The organism is Archangium sp. Cb G35 (assembly GCF_001896145.1).
In the GTDB taxonomy this organism is placed as follows: Bacteria; Myxococcota; Myxococcia; order Myxococcales; family Myxococcaceae; genus Archangium; species Archangium violaceum.
The window spans coordinates 191,559-207,233 of sequence record NZ_MPOI01000004.1 but is presented as its reverse complement, the minus strand read 5'-3'; the positions used below and the strand labels follow the sequence as shown (position 1 = coordinate 207,233).

15 protein-coding genes are annotated in these 15,675 nt (G+C 68.7%); 4 read left to right on the top strand and 11 right to left on the bottom strand.

The window, feature by feature from the left end:
• Positions 1–25: 25 nt before the first annotated feature.
• Positions 26–1,483: an IMP dehydrogenase gene (gene guaB / locus BO221_RS14260; RefSeq protein WP_073561003.1), complete on the bottom strand. Its 1,458-nt coding sequence runs from the start codon at positions 1,481–1,483 to the stop codon at positions 26–28.
• Between the two features lie 139 nt (positions 1,484–1,622).
• Between guaB and BO221_RS14255 the strand changes: the two genes are divergently transcribed.
• The gene (locus tag BO221_RS14255) at positions 1,623–4,376 is read left to right on the top strand and encodes a TIGR02266 family protein (protein ID WP_233165997.1); all 2,754 of its coding nucleotides are present in this window, start codon (positions 1,623–1,625) and stop codon (positions 4,374–4,376) included.
• 161 nt (positions 4,377–4,537) lie between these two features.
• On the opposite strand, the gene BO221_RS14250 is transcribed toward BO221_RS14255, so the two are convergent.
• From BO221_RS14250 to BO221_RS14225, 6 genes are all read right to left on the bottom strand, one after another.
• Positions 4,538–5,311 carry a DedA family protein gene (locus BO221_RS14250; RefSeq protein ID WP_073561002.1) on the bottom strand — a complete coding sequence of 258 codons (774 nt, stop codon included), beginning with the start codon at positions 5,309–5,311 and terminating at the stop codon, positions 4,538–4,540.
• 271 nt (positions 5,312–5,582) lie between these two features.
• Positions 5,583–6,038 (bottom strand): Crp/Fnr family transcriptional regulator, encoded by a 456-nt coding sequence (locus tag BO221_RS14245; RefSeq protein ID WP_043390977.1) that lies wholly within the window; start codon positions 6,036–6,038, stop codon positions 5,583–5,585.
• 38 nt (positions 6,039–6,076) lie between these two features.
• Positions 6,077–6,592 carry a gamma carbonic anhydrase family protein gene (locus BO221_RS14240; RefSeq protein ID WP_073561001.1) on the bottom strand — a complete coding sequence of 172 codons (516 nt, stop codon included), beginning with the start codon at positions 6,590–6,592 and terminating at the stop codon, positions 6,077–6,079.
• A gap of 27 nt (positions 6,593–6,619) precedes the next feature.
• Positions 6,620–7,999 (bottom strand): tRNA (N6-isopentenyl adenosine(37)-C2)-methylthiotransferase MiaB, encoded by a 1,380-nt coding sequence (gene miaB, locus BO221_RS14235; RefSeq protein WP_073561000.1) that lies wholly within the window; start codon positions 7,997–7,999, stop codon positions 6,620–6,622.
• A 93-nt stretch (positions 8,000–8,092) separates the two neighbouring features.
• Positions 8,093–8,599, bottom strand: coding sequence for a hypothetical protein (locus BO221_RS14230; protein ID WP_073560999.1), 507 nt, complete (start codon positions 8,597–8,599; stop codon positions 8,093–8,095).
• An 11-nt stretch (positions 8,600–8,610) separates the two neighbouring features.
• A complete protein-coding gene (locus BO221_RS14225; protein ID WP_073560998.1) occupies positions 8,611–10,008 on the bottom strand; it encodes a VWA domain-containing protein in 1,398 nt (465 codons plus the stop codon).
• Between the two features lie 100 nt (positions 10,009–10,108).
• Between BO221_RS14225 and BO221_RS14220 the strand changes: the two genes are divergently transcribed.
• From BO221_RS14220 to BO221_RS14210, 3 genes are read left to right on the top strand one after another with little or no spacing between them, the layout of a single operon-like run.
• Positions 10,109–10,834 (top strand): SDR family oxidoreductase, encoded by a 726-nt coding sequence (locus tag BO221_RS14220; RefSeq protein ID WP_073560997.1) that lies wholly within the window; start codon positions 10,109–10,111, stop codon positions 10,832–10,834.
• Positions 10,831–11,664: a dihydroneopterin aldolase gene (locus BO221_RS14215; protein WP_073560996.1), complete on the top strand. Its 834-nt coding sequence runs from the start codon at positions 10,831–10,833 to the stop codon at positions 11,662–11,664. Before BO221_RS14220 ends, BO221_RS14215 begins: the two co-directional genes overlap by 4 nt.
• Positions 11,664–12,449, top strand: coding sequence for an SDR family NAD(P)-dependent oxidoreductase (locus BO221_RS14210; RefSeq protein WP_073560995.1), 786 nt, complete (start codon positions 11,664–11,666; stop codon positions 12,447–12,449). The genes BO221_RS14215 and BO221_RS14210 overlap by 1 nt, the downstream gene beginning before the upstream one ends.
• A gap of 7 nt (positions 12,450–12,456) precedes the next feature.
• Here BO221_RS14210 and queD read toward each other — a convergent pair whose 3' ends face one another.
• The 4 genes from queD to BO221_RS14190 form a co-directional block, all read right to left on the bottom strand.
• Positions 12,457–12,819 carry a 6-carboxytetrahydropterin synthase QueD gene (gene queD, locus BO221_RS14205; protein WP_073560994.1) on the bottom strand — a complete coding sequence of 121 codons (363 nt, stop codon included), beginning with the start codon at positions 12,817–12,819 and terminating at the stop codon, positions 12,457–12,459.
• Positions 12,820–12,845: 26 nt separating this feature from the next.
• Entirely contained in the window at positions 12,846–14,135 is a 1,290-nt protein-coding gene (locus tag BO221_RS14200) for a class I SAM-dependent RNA methyltransferase (RefSeq protein WP_073560993.1), read from the bottom strand.
• A gap of 92 nt (positions 14,136–14,227) precedes the next feature.
• Positions 14,228–14,884, bottom strand: a complete 657-nt coding sequence (locus tag BO221_RS14195) for a CoA transferase subunit B (RefSeq protein ID WP_043390924.1) — start codon at positions 14,882–14,884, stop codon at positions 14,228–14,230.
• A 9-nt stretch (positions 14,885–14,893) separates the two neighbouring features.
• Positions 14,894–15,592: a CoA transferase subunit A gene (locus BO221_RS14190; RefSeq protein ID WP_073560992.1), complete on the bottom strand. Its 699-nt coding sequence runs from the start codon at positions 15,590–15,592 to the stop codon at positions 14,894–14,896.
• Positions 15,593–15,675 lie beyond the last annotated feature (83 nt).

The window sequence follows — 15,675 nt, the reverse complement described above, 5'->3', positions numbered from 1 at the left end:
CGGCCCTCCGGCCGGCCCGGGCGCCCTACTCCACCCGGTAGTTGGGCGCCTCCTCGGTGATGATCACGTCGTGCACGTGGCTCTCCTTGAGCCCGGCCGAGGTGATGCGCACGAACTCCGCCTTGGTGCGCAGATCCTCGATGGTGCCGCAGCCCACGTAGCCCATGCCGCTGCGCAGGCCACCCAGCATCTGGTGGATGTTCATGCTCAGGCTGCCCTTGTACGGCACGCGGCCTTCAATGCCCTCGGGCACCAGCTTCACCGCCTCCACGTCCGACTGGAAGTAGCGGTCCTTGGCGCCCTGCTTCATGGCCCCCATGGAGCCCATGCCGCGGTAGCTCTTGTAGCTGCGGCCCTGGTAGAGGATCACCTCGCCCGGCGCCTCCTCGGTGCCGGCGAAGAGCGAGCCGATCATCACCGTGCTCGCCCCGGCGGCCAGCGCCTTGACGATGTCACCGGAGTACTTGATGCCGCCATCGGCGATGACGGGCACGCCGTGCTTGTCCGCCTCGCGCGCGCAGTCGTCGATGGCCGTGAGCTGGGGCACGCCCACGCCCGCCACCACGCGCGTGGTGCAGATGGAGCCGGGGCCGATGCCCACCTTCACCGAGTCCACGCCCGCCTCGATGAGTGCCCGCGTCGCCGCCGCGGTGGCCACGTTGCCGGCGATCAGCTCGAAGCCGCGGAAGTTCTTCCGCGTGTCGCGCACGGCGTCGATGACGCCCTTGGAGTGACCATGGGCCGTGTCGATGACGATGACGTCCACGCCGGCCTTCACCAGCGCGTCGATGCGGGCCTCACGGTCCGCCGAGGCACCGATCGCGGCGGCGCACAGCAGCCGGCCCTTGGCGTCCTTGGCCGCGTTGGGCCGGGTCCGCCGCTTCTCCATGTCCTTGATGGTGATGAGGCCCCGGAGCTCGAACTGCTCGTCGACGATCAGCAGCTTCTCGATGCGGTGCTCGTGCAGGAGCTTCTGGGCATCCGTCTGGTTGATGCCCTCGCGGCCGGTGACGAGCTTGCGCGTCATCACCGCCTCCACCTTCTGTCCCAGATCCGTGACGAAACGCACGTCGCGGCTGGTGACGATGCCCACCAGCTTGCGGCCCTGCACCACCGGGATGCCCGAGATGTTGTACTGCCGCATCAGCTCGATGGCCCGGGCCAGCGGCACCTGCGGCTCGACGGTGATGGGATCCACCACCATCCCGCTCTCGAACTTCTTCACCTTCGTGACCTCGAGCGCCTGCTGCTCGGGGGTCATGTTCTTGTGGATGACGCCGATACCGCCCTCCTGCGCCATGGCGATGGCGGTGCGGGCCTCGGTCACGGTGTCCATCGCCGCGGAGAGCAGCGGGATGTTGAGCCGCAGGTTGCGGGTCAAACGGGTCGTGAGATCGGCGTCCTTGGGCAGGATCGCGCTCTCCGCTGGCTGGAGGAGCACGTCATCGAAGGTCAACGCGAGCCGGACTTCAGAAGGCAGCATGGGGGCTCCCGGGAGCAGCGGGTCATGCCCGCGGTGAAGCCGCTTCCATAAGGGGTGAAAGCCAGGGGCGCAACGATCAAAACCGCCTTTTCACCGGCCGTCTCCCTGGCGTGCAGGCGATTGGTGTTAGGATTACCTCGTGACGCAGCCACACAGCACAACCGTGGGAGAAGCCATCGGGTTGGTCGTCAAGTTGCCCTTCGCGACCCCCGAGGAATTCGTCGCCAAGTACGGAGCCAACGTCACGCGCGGCGGCATCTACCTGCGCGCCAAGACGGTGAAGCCACCGGGTTCCACGGTCACCCTGGATCTCAAGCTGGCCGATGGCTCCCGAATCATCCACGGCACGGCCGTCATCCATTTCGTCACCGGGCAGAACGGGCAGGGAGCCTCCGGCATGGGGTTCCGCTTCCTCACCGTGGACCCCGCCACCCGGCAGTTCCTCGACTCGGCGATCGCTCCCCTTCCGCACGCCCAGTCTTCCCTTCCCCCACTCCCAGCAGGGGTGGGACCGGCGGATTACACGGTCCCCGCTGGAGCGCCGCAGCCTCCGCCGCTGACGGATGCGCCAGCGGTCGCACCCGCGCCCGCTCCCAACCCCGCGCAGGAGATGCTGGTCCCCGCCCATACCCCATGGCCCGGGACCATCGCCACGTTCACTCCGCCTCCCGCGCCCACGTCTCAGCCCGGATACGCCGTCGAGCCACCTGCCCCCGCGCTCCCGCTCGAAGCCACGCCCGCGTCCCAGTCATCGCCCGCCGTCGAGCCACCCGCCCCCGCACTCCCGCTCGAGGCCGCGCCCGCGTCCCAGTCATCGCCCGCCGTCGAGCCACCCGCCCCCGCGCTCCAGTCGGATGCCGAGCCCATCGATATCGATGATGCCGAGCCCATCGATGCCGAGCCCATCGATGCCGAGCCCATCGATATCGATGAGGCCGAGCCCATCGAGACAGCGCCCGCCGCTGCGCGGCCCACGGCCGTGGCCTCCCCGCCGCCTCCTCCGCGCCCCTCCGGGGAGACTCCGGCCGTTCCGGCGGCGCCCAGGCCTCCCACGCCCCCGGTGGCATCGAGCCGTCCCGCGCCTCCTCGCGAGCCCACCCAGACGCTCTCCGCGTCGGCCACGCCCATGGTCCCGAGCGCCCCCGCCTTCGATGCCCCCACCGAGGAGCCCAAGCGCACCGGGCCCATCATCGGTATCGACCTGGGTACCACCAACTCCTGCGCCGGCTACGTGCGCCAGAGCAAGCCGGCCGTCCTCCACAGCCGCGAAGGGCACAACACCGTCCCCTCCATCCTCGCCCTCAACTCCCGCGGCAAACTCGTGGTGGGCCACCCCGCCAAGGGGCAGATGCTCACCAACCCCCGGCAGACCGTCTACGGCGCCAAGCGGCTCGTCGGCCGCCCCTACGAGTCCCCCATCGTCCAGCAGATCAAGGATCGCTTCGCCTATGAGATCGCCCCCGGCGACAACGGCGAAGCGGCGGTGCGGCTCGGAGATCGCATCTACAGCCTGCAGCAGATCTCCGCCCTCATCCTCCGCGAGGTGAAGGAGGTCGCCCAGAACCAGCTCGGCCAGCCCGTCTCGCGCGCCGTCGTCACCGTCCCCGCCTACTACAACGACAACCAGCGCCAGGCCGTGCGCGAGGCCGGACGGCTCGCCGGGCTCCACGTGGAGCGCATCCTCAACGAGCCCACCGCCGCCGCGCTCGCCTACGGCTTCGGCCGCAAGCTCACCCAGCGCGTGCTCGTCTACGACCTCGGCGGCGGTACCTTCGATGCCTCCGTCCTCGAGCTCAAGGACACCCTCTACGAGGTCGTCTCCACCGGCGGCGATACCTTCCTCGGCGGCATCGACTTCGACACCGCCATCGTCGGGTACCTGCTCGAGCAGTTCCGCCAGCTGACCGGCCTCACCATCCAGCTGGACCGGGTGGCCATGCAGCGCATCCAGGACGCCGCCGAGCGCGCCAAGTGCTCCCTCTCCGAGCGCTCACAGGTCCGCGTCCACGTGGCCTTCCTCACCATGGTCGAGGGCAAACCTGTGGACCTCGACGTCCAGCTCACCCGCGAGAAGCTCGTCGAGCTCACCGAGGAGCTCGTCAACCGCACCCTCCAGGTCTGCGCCGACGTGCTCGACGCCAAGGGCCTCACCCCCAAGGACATCGACGAGGTCATCCTCGTGGGCGGTCAGAGCCGCTCGCCGCTCGTCCACGAGAAGATCAACTGGTTCTTCGGCAAGGTGCCCACCAAGAACGTGCACCCGGACGAGGCCGTGGCGCTCGGCGCCGCCCTGCTCGCCCACAGCCTGGCCCAGAACGACGGCGTGCAGCTCATCGACGTGCTGCCCATGGCCATCGGCGTGGGCCTGCCCGGCGGCCGCTTCAAGCCCGTGCTCGAGCGCAACGCTCCCCTGCCCGCCAACAAGGGCTACCAGATCTCCACCAGCCGCGATGATCAGCAGGAGCTCGATCTCATCATCCTGCAGGGCGACTCCGATCGCGCCGTGGAGAACGAGTACCTGGGCACGCTGAAGATCTCCGGGCTGCCTGGTGGGCCTCGCGGCTCGGTGAAGGTCTCCGTCACCTTCGCCGTGGACAACGAGTGCATCCTCACCGTCACCGCCCGCGAGCAGATCAGCGGCATCGAGGTGATGAACGCCTTCTCCACCCGCGACAACCCCGAGCAGGTGAAGGCGAAGCTCGGGCCCAACCACCCGAGTCAGCCCGAGCCGCCGCCCATGCCTCGCAGGCAGTCGCTGCCCGGCATGCCCGCCGTACAGAAGCCCACCGCGGCTCAGCCCGTGGCCCTGCCCATCGCCATCGCCGCGACCGCTCGGGACGTGGCCCCCGGTGGACTGGTCGGGTGGTTGAAGCGGATCCTCGGACGCGCGTGAGCCGGAGAGGGGGACCCCGCGAATCGCGGGCCCTTCCCTTCCGGCTCACAGGGGCAACCTGGGACTCTTGATACCCTCACCCCGGGGGGCTTGCCCCCCCTTTGAACGACGGGGGGCTCCTATCCCGGGGGGAGAGGGGAAATTGGGGGATGTTGGCGTCCTCAGTCGCGGACCGGCAGACGATCCGTACCGGAGGGATTCTCCGCCATCTCGAACACGGGCGCCGGAGCCGGCTGCACGTCGGAAGCCGCCGCCGCGCCCGTCAGCAGGTGCGCGGGCACTGGCGAGGCCTTCACCGCCGCATCCAGCGTCGCCCCACGCGCGGCCGCGATCCGCTTCCGCCACAGGAACACCCCGAGCCCCACCACCGCCAGGGAGCCGAACACCACCAGCTGCCCTTCCTTCATCCGGTCGATCGCGTAGTCCAGCTTGTCCCCGAAGTGGAAGCCGAGCCACACGAAGAACGGCGCGGACAGCAGCGCCGCCAGCCCGTCCCAGAAGAGGAAGCGCCAGTACGACATGCCCGCGGAACCGGCGCTGAAGTACGTCACCGCTCGCACCCCGGGCATGAAGCGCGCGATCATCACGATCTTCTGCCCGTGCAGCGCGAACAGCCCCTCCACCCGGGCCCGCTTCTCGGGGGTGATGAACTTACCCAGGAAGCCGGTGGGGGTGGTAGAGCGACCCACCTTCGAGCCCAGCCGGCGGCCGGCGTAGAAGATGAGGCTGTCGCCCACGAGGATGCCCAGGAAGCCGACCAGCATCATCATCGACAGGCTGGCCGCGCCCTTGTGGGCCAGGAAGCCGCCCAGGATGAGCGAGATGTCCTCGGGCAATGGCACGCCGAGCCCACACGCCACCAGGATGCCGAAGACCGTGGCATAGGCGAAGAAGCCGTGGGTACTGCCCAGCAGGTTGGTGAGGAATTCTTGCACGCTCGTCTCTCTGTCACGTCCGGGGAGACCTGGCAGGCATCGTCATCCGAGCCCTGGCCTCCAGCGCCCCCGCATCAACCGGGTACGCGTCGTCAAAACTCCGAGCCCCCATGCGCCGACTCATAATCCCCTGGCGCGTCCGCTGCTCGAACCGCGAACACCCGGGCTTTCGTCCGAATGCCCGGTTGCTCCAGGTAGGATTCTGTGGGTGTCTCGAAGATCCCTCGTATCGTCCGCGAGGAAGGTAGCACGGCGCGCAAGGGGGGGTGCTTCAAGTCTTTCCCACGAGCGACTTCATGGCTTCCCGGTTGTCTCGGACCTTCTGGCCAAAGTGGCTCACGATCCCCATCAGCAGCTTCATGCAGGCCTGGGGCTTCTGGATGGTGAGCTTCTGGAAGTCCGCGTGGCGGATCTCCACCGCCGTCACGTCCGTCATGGCCACGGCGGTGCACAGCCGCTCGCCCTTCTGGATGAGGGTCAGTTCACCCAGGGGCTCTCCGGCCACGACATCCCCGAGCGTCACTTCCTCGCCCGCGGTGTTCTTCGCACTCAGCCGCACCGTGCCGTCCCCGACGATGAAGAGGGACTCGCCAGGCCGGTTCTCCAGGAACAGGGCCGAGCCCTTGGGAAAAGCCCGTGCCACTCCGATGGCGGCGAAAATCTGGATGCCGACGTCGGTGAAATCCTTGAAGAGCGGGGATGCCTTGAGTGCGGCTGCAACCTCCATGCGAGGTGGTCCTAACACGCACGCTGGCGGGCGTCACGTTAACGGCTGGCCCGATGGTCCGCGGCCGTCTGGACGTAGTGCTTCGCGGACTCGAGCAGGAAGCTCCGCTCCTCCTCGGTGATGGCCCGCTTCACCTTGCCCGGAGAGCCCACCACCAGCGAGCCCGGCGGAATCTTCGTCCCCGGCGTGAGCAGGGTGCCCGCGCCGATGATGCACTCGTCGCCGATCTCCACCCCGTCCATCACGATGGCGCCCATCCCCACCAGCACCCGATTGCCCACCGTGCACCCGTGCAGCACCACGTGGTGCCCCACCGTCACGTCGTCACCGATGACCGTCGAGTACCGGTGGCTCGTGACGTGGATCATCGAGAGATCCTGGATGTTGGTCCTCCGGCCGATGCGGATGGGGTTCACGTCCCCCCGCAGCACCGAGTTGAACCACACCGAGGAGTCCTCCCCCAGCTCCACGTCCCCGATCACCTGCGCCGAGTCCTCCACGAAGCAGCTCGGGTGGACTCGCGGAGTTTGATCTCGGAAACGGCGCAGGGCCATGGGTTCTCCAGTGGGGGAATGGTGGGCTCAGGCCACGACGCAGGTTTCGGGGCTCGGGAGATCGGCGGGCGGCACCACCACCGGCTGGCTCAGCACCACCGTCTGCTTGCCAGACAGCTGGTTCGGCGTGGCGCTCTCCACCAGCACCTTCACGAACGCCCCCGCCGGCGCGTCACCGTCGAAGTTCACCGTGCGGTTCTCCGGCGTCCGCCCGAAACGCTTCGCCGGGTTGTAGCGCGAGTGGCCCTCCACCATCACCTCCACCTCCTGCCCCACCTGCGACGCCGTGTGCTCCCCGCTGATGCGCCGCTGGATCTTCTGCAGCCGCTCCAGCCGCTCGATCTTCACCTCGTGCGGCACCGAACCCCACTCGTCCTCCTTCAGCGCCGCGCCCGTCTTCGGCCGGGGGCTGTAGATGAACGAGAACTGGTTCTCGTACCGCACCTTCTCCGTCAGCTCGAGCGTGAGCGCGAAGTCCTCCTCCGTCTCACCCGGGAAGCCCACGATGATGTCCGTCGTCACCGCGATGCCCGGACGCGCCGCCCGCAGCTTCTCCAGCCGCTCCAGGTATTGCACCACCGTGTAGTCGCGCCGCATCCGCTTCAGCACCGGATTCGAGCCGCTCTGCACCGGCAGGTGGAAGTGCGGCATGATCTTCGGCTGCGTCCGGAACGCCTCGATCAGCTCGTCCGACAGATCATGCGGGTGGCTCGTGGTGAAGCGCACGCGCTCGATGCCCGGCACCTCCGCCGTCCGCAGCAGCAACTGCGCGAAGCTGATGCCGCCCCGGTACGAGTTCACGTTCTGCCCGATCAGCGTCACCTCGCGCACGCCCACCTTCGCCAGGTCCGCCACCTCGGCGAGCACCTCCGGGAAGGCCCGGCTCACCTCACGGCCGCGGGTGTGCGGCACCACGCAGAAGGAGCAGACGTTGTCGCAGCCCTTCATCACCGTGACGAACTCGGTCACCTTGCCGCGGCTCGTCTCGGGGTCCGCGCGGGGGAAGACGTACTCCTCCGAGTCCACCCAGGCCGTCTCCACCACACGCTCGCGCTCGCCCTGCACGCGGCCGATGATGTCCGGCAGCTTGGCGATGGAGTCCGGGCCGAAGACGAAGTCCAGGTAGGGCACCTTCTTGAGGAGCTTGTCCTTCTCCTGCTGCGCCACGCACCCGCCCACGCCCAGCAGCGTGCCCCGGGCGAGCTTCACCGTGCGGTAGCGGCCCAGGGCCGACAGCATCTTGTCCTCGGCCTTCTCGCGGATGGAGCAGGTGTTGAGGATGATGAGGTCCGCCTCCTCCGGAACCGGCGTGGGCCGGTATTCCAGCTTGCCGAGTACCTCGCTCATGCGGAGCGAGTCGTTGACGTTCATCTGGCAGCCGAAGGTGTGGATGAAGTAGCGCTTCATGGGTCTTTCCGTACGGAGAACGGGCTCTTATCCGACGAGCCCCGGCGGATTGCAACGGTTCCAGCGCCCTGGCGGGCAGGAGGGCGAGCCCCCCTAGGCCCGGGTGAGGGCCTTCTGCATCCGGGTATGGAGGGCCACCAGCTGCTCCTCGTGCTGGTTGAGCAGGTCGATCGCCTCCTGTCCGTAGCGCCGGGCCAGGGGCTCCAGGCTCTCGACGCGGTGCAGCTCGTCGCGGACCTTGCCGGCCTTCCCGACCGAGACGGCATCGGACTGCTGCTCCAGCTCCGCCAGACGGGTGCGCAGCCGGCGCGCCGTCCAGCGCTGGCCGGCGTAGGCGCGCAGCATGGAGTTGCCCATCTCCACCACCTTCACCGCCAGTCCGGACGCCTTCAGGCCGAGCTCGTGCGCGGTGGTGAGCGCCGTCGTCTCCCCCGGCTTCGCCTGTTCCGCATGGGCCAGGAAGGCCTCCTGGTAGCGGAGGAGGCCCTGCAGATCGGCCTCGGTGAGGGCGTGGGCGGCGAACCGCAGCGTCCGGGAGTCGGCCGCGCCGACTGCCTCGGACTGGGAGACCTCGAGATCATCGAACATGGAACGGGACATGGCTGTCTCTCTCAGGCGGGGACGAGCTGCTCCGCGATGCGGGACAGCTCGGCCACGGAGTTCACCACCACCGTCTGGTGGCACTCCTTCGAATAGGTGAGCATCTCGCTGTCCCCGAAGCCCCAGTTGGGACGGTCCTCGGGGCAGATCCACAGGAGCCGTTTGCACTTCTGCTTCAGGTCCTTGAGGGCCCAGGCGTTGTTCGCGTTGTAGTTGTTGCGGCCGTCCCCGATGATCATCACCGTGGTCCGGCGCGTGATGCTGCCGAGCTGATCCCTCGTGAACATGGCCAGCGCCCGGCCGTAGTTGGAGTTGGCGGTGAGCGACACGGCCTGCCCCATGGTGGCCAGGTCGATCGCCTTGTCCACCTCCTGCTCCTTGAAGTACTGCGTCACGTCGCCCACGTCCGACACGAAGACGAACGAGCGCACGCGCACGAAGAGCGACTGCAACGTGTACGTGAAGAGCAGCATCATCCGCGAGGCGTTGCGCACCGAGTCCGAGACGTCACAGAGGACGACGACCTCGGGGCGCTCGGGGCGGCGGGCGCGGAACAGGGGCACCATGGGCACCCCACCCCACGGAAGGTTGCGGCGCAGCGTGCGGCGCACGTTCAGCGCCCCCTTCCGCTTCGAGCGCTCCTTGCGGACGAGCCGGGCCTTGAGCTTCTCGGCCAGCGTCTTCACCGCCGCCTCCATCTGGTTCACCTCGGCCTGGCTGAGCTGGTGCAGCGGCTTGTCCACCACCCCGCCCGTGGGCTTGCGGATGCGCGCCTCGGCCTGACGCTTCACCTCGCGCCGCGCCGCGTCCTCCACCTTGCGCATGGCCTCGGCCACGTGGCGTGAGACGATCTCCACGCCCTCCGCCGGCAGGCCCCGCTTGCGCAGCTCCTCCTCCAACGCCTTCAGCTCCGAGCGCGCCCGATCCATCCCCGCCGCCACCATCAGCCGCCGCGAGAAGAAGCCCGTCTGCATCGAGCTCTGCATCTGCGACAAGTCGAGCTGCAACGTGGCCGAGCGGAAGATCTGCGCCAGCCTCGCCCGGTCCCCCATGAGGGCCGCCTGGGCCAGCGGGGACAGCTCGGGGAAGAGCTGGTTCATCTGGAACAGGAGCATCGTCAGGTTGTCGCCCTCGATGAGCCCCTGCTCCTTGATCTGCTGGGCCAGGGACTTGTCGAGCGCCTCGAACGTCTTGGCGGCCCCCGAGAAGAAGAAGTCGAAGGCCCGGTTGAAGACGTCCACGTCCTGGTGGCGCTTCACCATCGTGGTCCGCAGCACCGAGCGGAAGATGGCCTTGTCCTCGAGGCCCACCTCGGCGGTGGCACGCGCCGCGTCCGACACCTCGGAGGTGCTCACACGCACCCCGTTCTGGCGGAGGACCTCGGCGAATTCGACGATGCGTGCGTCCATGTGGTCGGCAACCTCTCCACCCAGCGTTCTACCAGCCTCTACCCTGCCCCGATTCTCCTGTATATCCGCCCCGCACGCGGAACACCCGAGGGAGACATTCATGCCAACAGCCGTCGTCACCGGAGCCGGCATCCGGCTCGGCAAGGCCATCGCCCTGGCGCTGGCCGAGGTGGGGTACGACCTGGTCCTGCACGTCCACCGCTCGACCGAGGGAGCCGAGGCGGCCGCCACCCGGGCCCGTGCCCTGGGACGCTCCGTCACGCTGCACCGCGCCGACCTGGGAACACCCCAGGGGGTGGAGTCGCTGGCCACCGCCGTGCGCGAGGCCCACCCGGCCGTCGACGTCCTCGTGAACAACGCGGGCATCTACGAGCGGGTGGCCTTCGAGGACATCACCCGGGAGCAGTACCACCGGATGATGGGAATCAACCTGGAGGCGCCCTTCTTCCTCACCCAGGCACTGCTCCCGGCGCTGCGCTCCGCTCCCCAGCCGCTGGTCGTGAACCTCACCGACATCGCCGCGGAGCGGGTGACGAGCCACTACGCGCACTACACCGCCAGCAAGGCCGGGTTGCTAGCGCTCACCCGGGCGCTGGCGGTGGAGCTCGCGCCCCGGGTGCGGGTGAACGCCATCTCCCCGGGCACGGTCATCTTCCCGGAGGACTTCGACGAGGCCACCCGGCAGGCCATGCTCGCCCGCATCCCCTTCGGGCGGGAGGGTTCCGCCGAGGACGTGGCCCGGGCCGTGGTCTTCCTGGCGCGCGAGGCCCCTTATATCTCCGGACAGGTGATCGCCGTGGATGGAGCCCGGAGCGCCCAGCTATGAACCGTCTTTCCTCCGATGCCTTCGCATCCGCCCCCCGCGACGCGCGGGGCCGCCCGCTGGATGTCATCGAGCTGCGCCAGCTCCCGGTGAATTGCATCGTCGGGGTGTACCCGGCCGAGCGAGGCACGCCGCAGCCGCTGGAGCTCGACGTGGCGCTCTATCTGGACACCCGGAAGGCCGCCGCCGAGGGGAGCCTCCGCGACACGGTGGACTACGCGCGACTGTCCGGCGAGCTGCGCTTCCTCCTGGAGTCGGCCGACTTCCGCATGCTGGAGACGGCCGCCGAGGCCCTCTGCCGCTACATCCTCGCCCCGCCGACGGAGGACTCGGCGCGTGCTCCGGTGCGGGCCGTCACCTTACGGCTGTCCAAGCCGGAGGCCCTGGGCCGGGCGGGCCTCGCCTCGCTACAGGTGCACCGCACCGCGGACGAGTACCAGTACGAGCAGGAGGACAAGCCCTTCGGGCGGGTGGACATCCTCTTCCAGGACGAGCACGTGGGCATCTACCGGCTGCGCATCGCTCCGGGCCGCACCATCCCCACCCACGAGCACCGGGTGATGAACGAGTCCGAGCTGGTGCTCGGCCACGGGCTGCTGCTCCAGGGCCGGCCGGTGCAGGCGGGCACGGGCTTCCGGTGGCCGAAGCACCTTCCGCACCGCTACGACAATCCGAAGGCGATCGAGCAGACGGTGCTGTGCGTGGACCGTCCGGCCTTCATTCCGGATGACGAGGTGGAGGTGCCGGAGCCCTCGGGTGGATTGGTGCCCGTGGAGGGCCGGGCGTACTACCCGGCGGCGGCGAGCACCCTGGAAGCGGAGGTCGAGCGGTGATGAGCACCCGGCCCGTGGGAACCCGGAAGGTGCTGGTGACGGGTGGGGGCAGCGGCATGGGCCTCGCGGTGGCCGAGGCGCTGCTGCGGGCCGGAGGCCGGGTGGCGGTGACGGGACGCCGGGTGGAGCGACTGGAGGCGGTGGCCCGCGCCTGGCCCGGTCAGGCGGTGGCCCTGCCCTGCGACCTCGCCTCCGCTTCCGAACGCTCGGGCCTGCTGGCGAAGGCCCGTGACGCGTTGGGCGGACTGGATGGACTGGTGCACTCGGCGGGAGTGGTGGAACACCAGCTTCCCGGTCACATCTCCGAGGAGGCCCTGCGAGCCCAACTGGAGATCAACCTGGTGGCCCCGCTGCGTCTGGGCGAGGAGGCGCTGTCGCTCCTGGAGGACGGAGGCGGAATGGTGTTCATCGCCTCGACGCTCGCCCTGCGGCCGCTGCCCACCAGCGCCGTGTACAGCGCGGCCAAGGCGGGGTTGTTGGCGGCCATGCGCTCACTGGCCCTCGCGGGCGCCGCGCGGCGAATCCGAGCCAACGCCGTCTGCCCGGGAGTGGTGGACACGGAGATGGTCCGGGCCCCGCGCCTGGCTCCCGGTGAGCCGCTTCCCCAGGGCGAGGAACTCGAGCGGAGGATCGCAACTCAGTTGTCCACGCTGGGGGCGTTGCATCCGCTGGGACGGCTCGGAAAACCCGAGGAAGTGGCCGATGCGGTGGTGCACCTGCTGGCCGCGCCGTGGACCACCGGCAGCGAGCTGGTGATCGACGGAGGGATCCTGCTGCGAGAGTGATCTCGAGTTACTCGGCTTCGCCGCGGTAGATACAGCCCGAGGTGCAGGTCTCCCGCACCATCACCTGCGAGAGCTGCGGGAGCAGAGGCCGCATGCGCTGCCAGATCCACCGCGCCAGATTCTCGCTGGTGGGATTGGAGAGCCCCTCGATCTCATTGAGGTAGTAGTGATCGAGCTGGGCGTGCAGCGGTTTGAAGGCCTCGGTGAGGTCGGCGAAGTCCATCACCCAACCCGAGTCCGCACCCACCGGACCCTGTACATGCAGGGTCACGCGGTAGGAGTGGCCATGCAGCCGGGCACACTTGTGTCCCGGGGGCACATTGGGGAGGCGATGGGCCGCCTCGAAGGTGAACTCCTTGAAGATCTCCAAAACAGACTCCTGAGAGCCGCCAGCACCTATGCGGGCAGCTCGAAAGACATTACGGACTCCACGTGGTGCGTCTGGGGGAACATGTCCACCACCTGGAGCGCCAGCGGCTTGTAACCCGCCTCAACCAATCCCGCCGCGTCCCGGGCCAGGGAGCCCGGATCACACGCCACGTACACGACCCGCCTCACCCCCAGGGCCTTGAGCCACCGGGCGAGCCCTGGTGCCCCCGTCCGCGGAGGGTCCGCCAGCGCGAGGTCGAACCGCTTGCCCTCGCGGATGAGGCCCTCGCACACCTTCCGGGCATCCCCCTGGTGGAACCGAACATTGGCCACCCCACCCTCCCGCGCGCTCCGCTGCGCCAACTCCACCGACGCCGGAGAGGACTCCACGCCCAACACGGATGCCGCGCTCGCCGCCAACGGGAACGTGAAGTTGCCGTTGCCCGAGTACAACTCCAATACCGCATCCGACTCACGCGGGGCCAGCTCGTACACCGCCGAGGTCACCAGGCCCACGTTGGCCTCCGCATGCGCCTGGGAGAAGGCGTCCGGACGGAGGTACAGCGGCACCTCGGGCCGCAGCGGCGACAGCGAGCGCAGCACCGGCTTGCCGATGATGCGCGGCGAGCCCTCCTTCGGCACCAGCACCGCCCCCTCCAGCCGCAGCGCGCGCACCGCCTTGTCGCACGCCTCCACGTGCCGGGGCGTCGCCTGCCCCTTCAACATCACCGCGAAGGCCGCCTTGCCCCCCTCGGCCAGCAGGTGCACCTCCTCCGCGTCCCGGGACACCGGCTTGAGCAACGGCCCCAGCTTCCCCGGCAGCCCGGCGAGCACCGGCACCAGCGCGCCGCACTCGTCCACCGGCACCCGGTCGTGGCTCCGCCGCCCGAAGTAGGCCAGTTCGTCCTTGAGGAAGTGCAGCACCGCCCGCCGCCGGTAGCCGAACTCCGTGGGCGCCATCAGCAGGGGCCGCACCGCGAAGCCGTCCCGCTTCAGCCTGCCCAGGTGCTCCAGGGCGGAGAGGACGATCTCCTGCTTCGCGGCACGCTGAGCCGACTCGGACAACTCCAGCCAGTCGCACCCGCCACAGCGCGCGCTCAGGCCACAGGGCGAGCGCCGCCGGTCCGGACTGGGGGCCAGCACGTCGCCGAGCAGGTGGCCACGCATCACCTTGCCTTCCTGCTCCAGACGCACGCGCACGCGCTCGCCGGGGAAGGTGCCGGGCACGAAGACGGTGCGGCCCTCGTACGAACCCACACCCTCTCCGAGTTGCCCGAGCCGCTCGATCGTCAATTCAACGGGGGTATCCGGCAGCATGGATCCCTATTCGACCTCCACGGCGGCCGGGGTATTCCGCCGCGGCCCCGTGCTCGAGGACCGCGGCGGGAACGGCGCGAGACCCGAGGGCCTCAGATCTTCATCTCACGCACGTCCGGGGCGATCTTGAGCTTGGGCTCGGTGATGGCCTGGACCTGCTCCACCGTCACGCCGGGGGCCAACTCACGCAGCACGAGGCCCTGGGGCGTCACGTCGATGAGGGCGTACTCGGTGACGATGTGGTTGATGCACTTGAGGCCGGTGATGGGGAGGGAGCACTTCTTGAGGATCTTCGGCTTCCCCTCCTTGTTGACGTGCTCCATGGTCACGAAGACGCGCTTGGCGCCCACCGCGAGATCCATGGCGCCACCGGGGCCCTTCACCATCTTGCCGGGGATCATCCAGTTGGCGAGGTCTCCCTCCTCACTCACCTCCATGGCGCCGAGCACGGCCAGATCCACATGGCCGCCGCGGATCATCCCGAAGGACAGCGCCGAGTCGAAGAAGGCGGCGCCCTTCACCACCGTCACCGTCTCCTTGCCGGCGTTGATGAGATCCGGATCTTCCTCGCCCTCCACGGGCCAGGCTCCCATGCCGAGAATGCCGTTCTCGGACTGGAACATGATGTCGATGCCCTTCGGAATGTAGTTGGCAACCAGCGTGGGGATGCCGATTCCGAGGTTCACGTAATAGCCGTCGCGCAGCTCCTGGGCGATGCGCTGGGCAATCTGCTCACGGGTCAGGGGCATGGCGTCCTCTCAGGCCTTCTTCTGAACGGTGCGGCGCTCGATCCACTTCTCGAGATTCTTGGACTGGATGATCCGGTGCACGAAGATGCCGGGCAGGTGCACCTGATCCGGATCGATCTCACCGGCGGGCACGATGTGCTCGGCCTCGACGATGGTGACCTTTCCCGCCATGCACATCATCGGCGAGAAGTTGCGGGCCGTCTTGCGGAACACCAGGTTGCCCCAGGTGTCCGCCTTCCAGGCGCGCACGATGGTGAAGTCAGACTTCAGCGGCGTCTCGAGCACGTGCAGCCGCCCGTCGATCATCCGCGTCTCCTTGCCCTTGGCGAGCTCGGTGCCCGCGCCCGAGGGCGTGAAGAAGCCGCCGATGCCGCAGCCACCGGCGCGGATGCGCTCGGCCAGCGTGCCCTGCGGGTTGAGCTCCACCTCGAGCGTCCCGGAGAGCATCTGCTGCTCGAAGACCTTGTTCTCGCCCACGTAGCTGGCGACGATCTTCTTCACCTGGTTGGCCTTGAGGAGAATCCCCAGGCCCAGCTCGGTGGTGCCGCAGTTGTTGGAGATGATGGTGAGTCCCTTGGTCCCCTTGCGGTGCAACGCCGCGATGAGGTTCTCGGGATTGCCGCACAGCCCGAAGCCGCCGCTCATCAGCGTGGCGCCATCCGGGATGTCGCGGACGGCCTCGTCCGCGCTCGCGATGATCTTGTTCATGAACCCCTCCTACGAGAACGGGGCGAGGGCCGGTAGACCCTCACCCCGCCCCTCTCCCAGGGGGAGAGGGAGTTTCGTCCCGC

Bases quoted from the DNA above. Each gene is read 5' to 3' on its own strand.
- guaB (WP_073561003.1), bottom strand. From the start codon at position 1,483: ATGCTGCCTTCTGAAGTCCGGCTCGCGTTGACCTTCGATGACGTGCTC.
- BO221_RS14245 (WP_043390977.1), bottom strand. From the start codon at position 6,038: ATGGAGGTTGCAGCCGCACTCAAGGCATCCCCGCTCTTCAAGGATTTC.
- BO221_RS14240 (WP_073561001.1), bottom strand. From the start codon at position 6,592: ATGGCCCTGCGCCGTTTCCGAGATCAAACTCCGCGAGTCCACCCGAGC.
- miaB (WP_073561000.1), bottom strand. From the start codon at position 7,999: ATGAAGCGCTACTTCATCCACACCTTCGGCTGCCAGATGAACGTCAAC.
- BO221_RS14230 (WP_073560999.1), bottom strand. From the start codon at position 8,599: ATGTCCCGTTCCATGTTCGATGATCTCGAGGTCTCCCAGTCCGAGGCA.
- BO221_RS14225 (WP_073560998.1), bottom strand. From the start codon at position 10,008: ATGGACGCACGCATCGTCGAATTCGCCGAGGTCCTCCGCCAGAACGGG.
- BO221_RS14220 (WP_073560997.1), top strand. From the start codon at position 10,109: ATGCCAACAGCCGTCGTCACCGGAGCCGGCATCCGGCTCGGCAAGGCC.
- BO221_RS14215 (WP_073560996.1), top strand. From the start codon at position 10,831: ATGAACCGTCTTTCCTCCGATGCCTTCGCATCCGCCCCCCGCGACGCG.
- BO221_RS14210 (WP_073560995.1), top strand. From the start codon at position 11,664: ATGAGCACCCGGCCCGTGGGAACCCGGAAGGTGCTGGTGACGGGTGGG.
- BO221_RS14200 (WP_073560993.1), bottom strand. From the start codon at position 14,135: ATGCTGCCGGATACCCCCGTTGAATTGACGATCGAGCGGCTCGGGCAA.
- BO221_RS14195 (WP_043390924.1), bottom strand. From the start codon at position 14,884: ATGCCCCTGACCCGTGAGCAGATTGCCCAGCGCATCGCCCAGGAGCTG.
- BO221_RS14190 (WP_073560992.1), bottom strand. From the start codon at position 15,592: ATGAACAAGATCATCGCGAGCGCGGACGAGGCCGTCCGCGACATCCCG.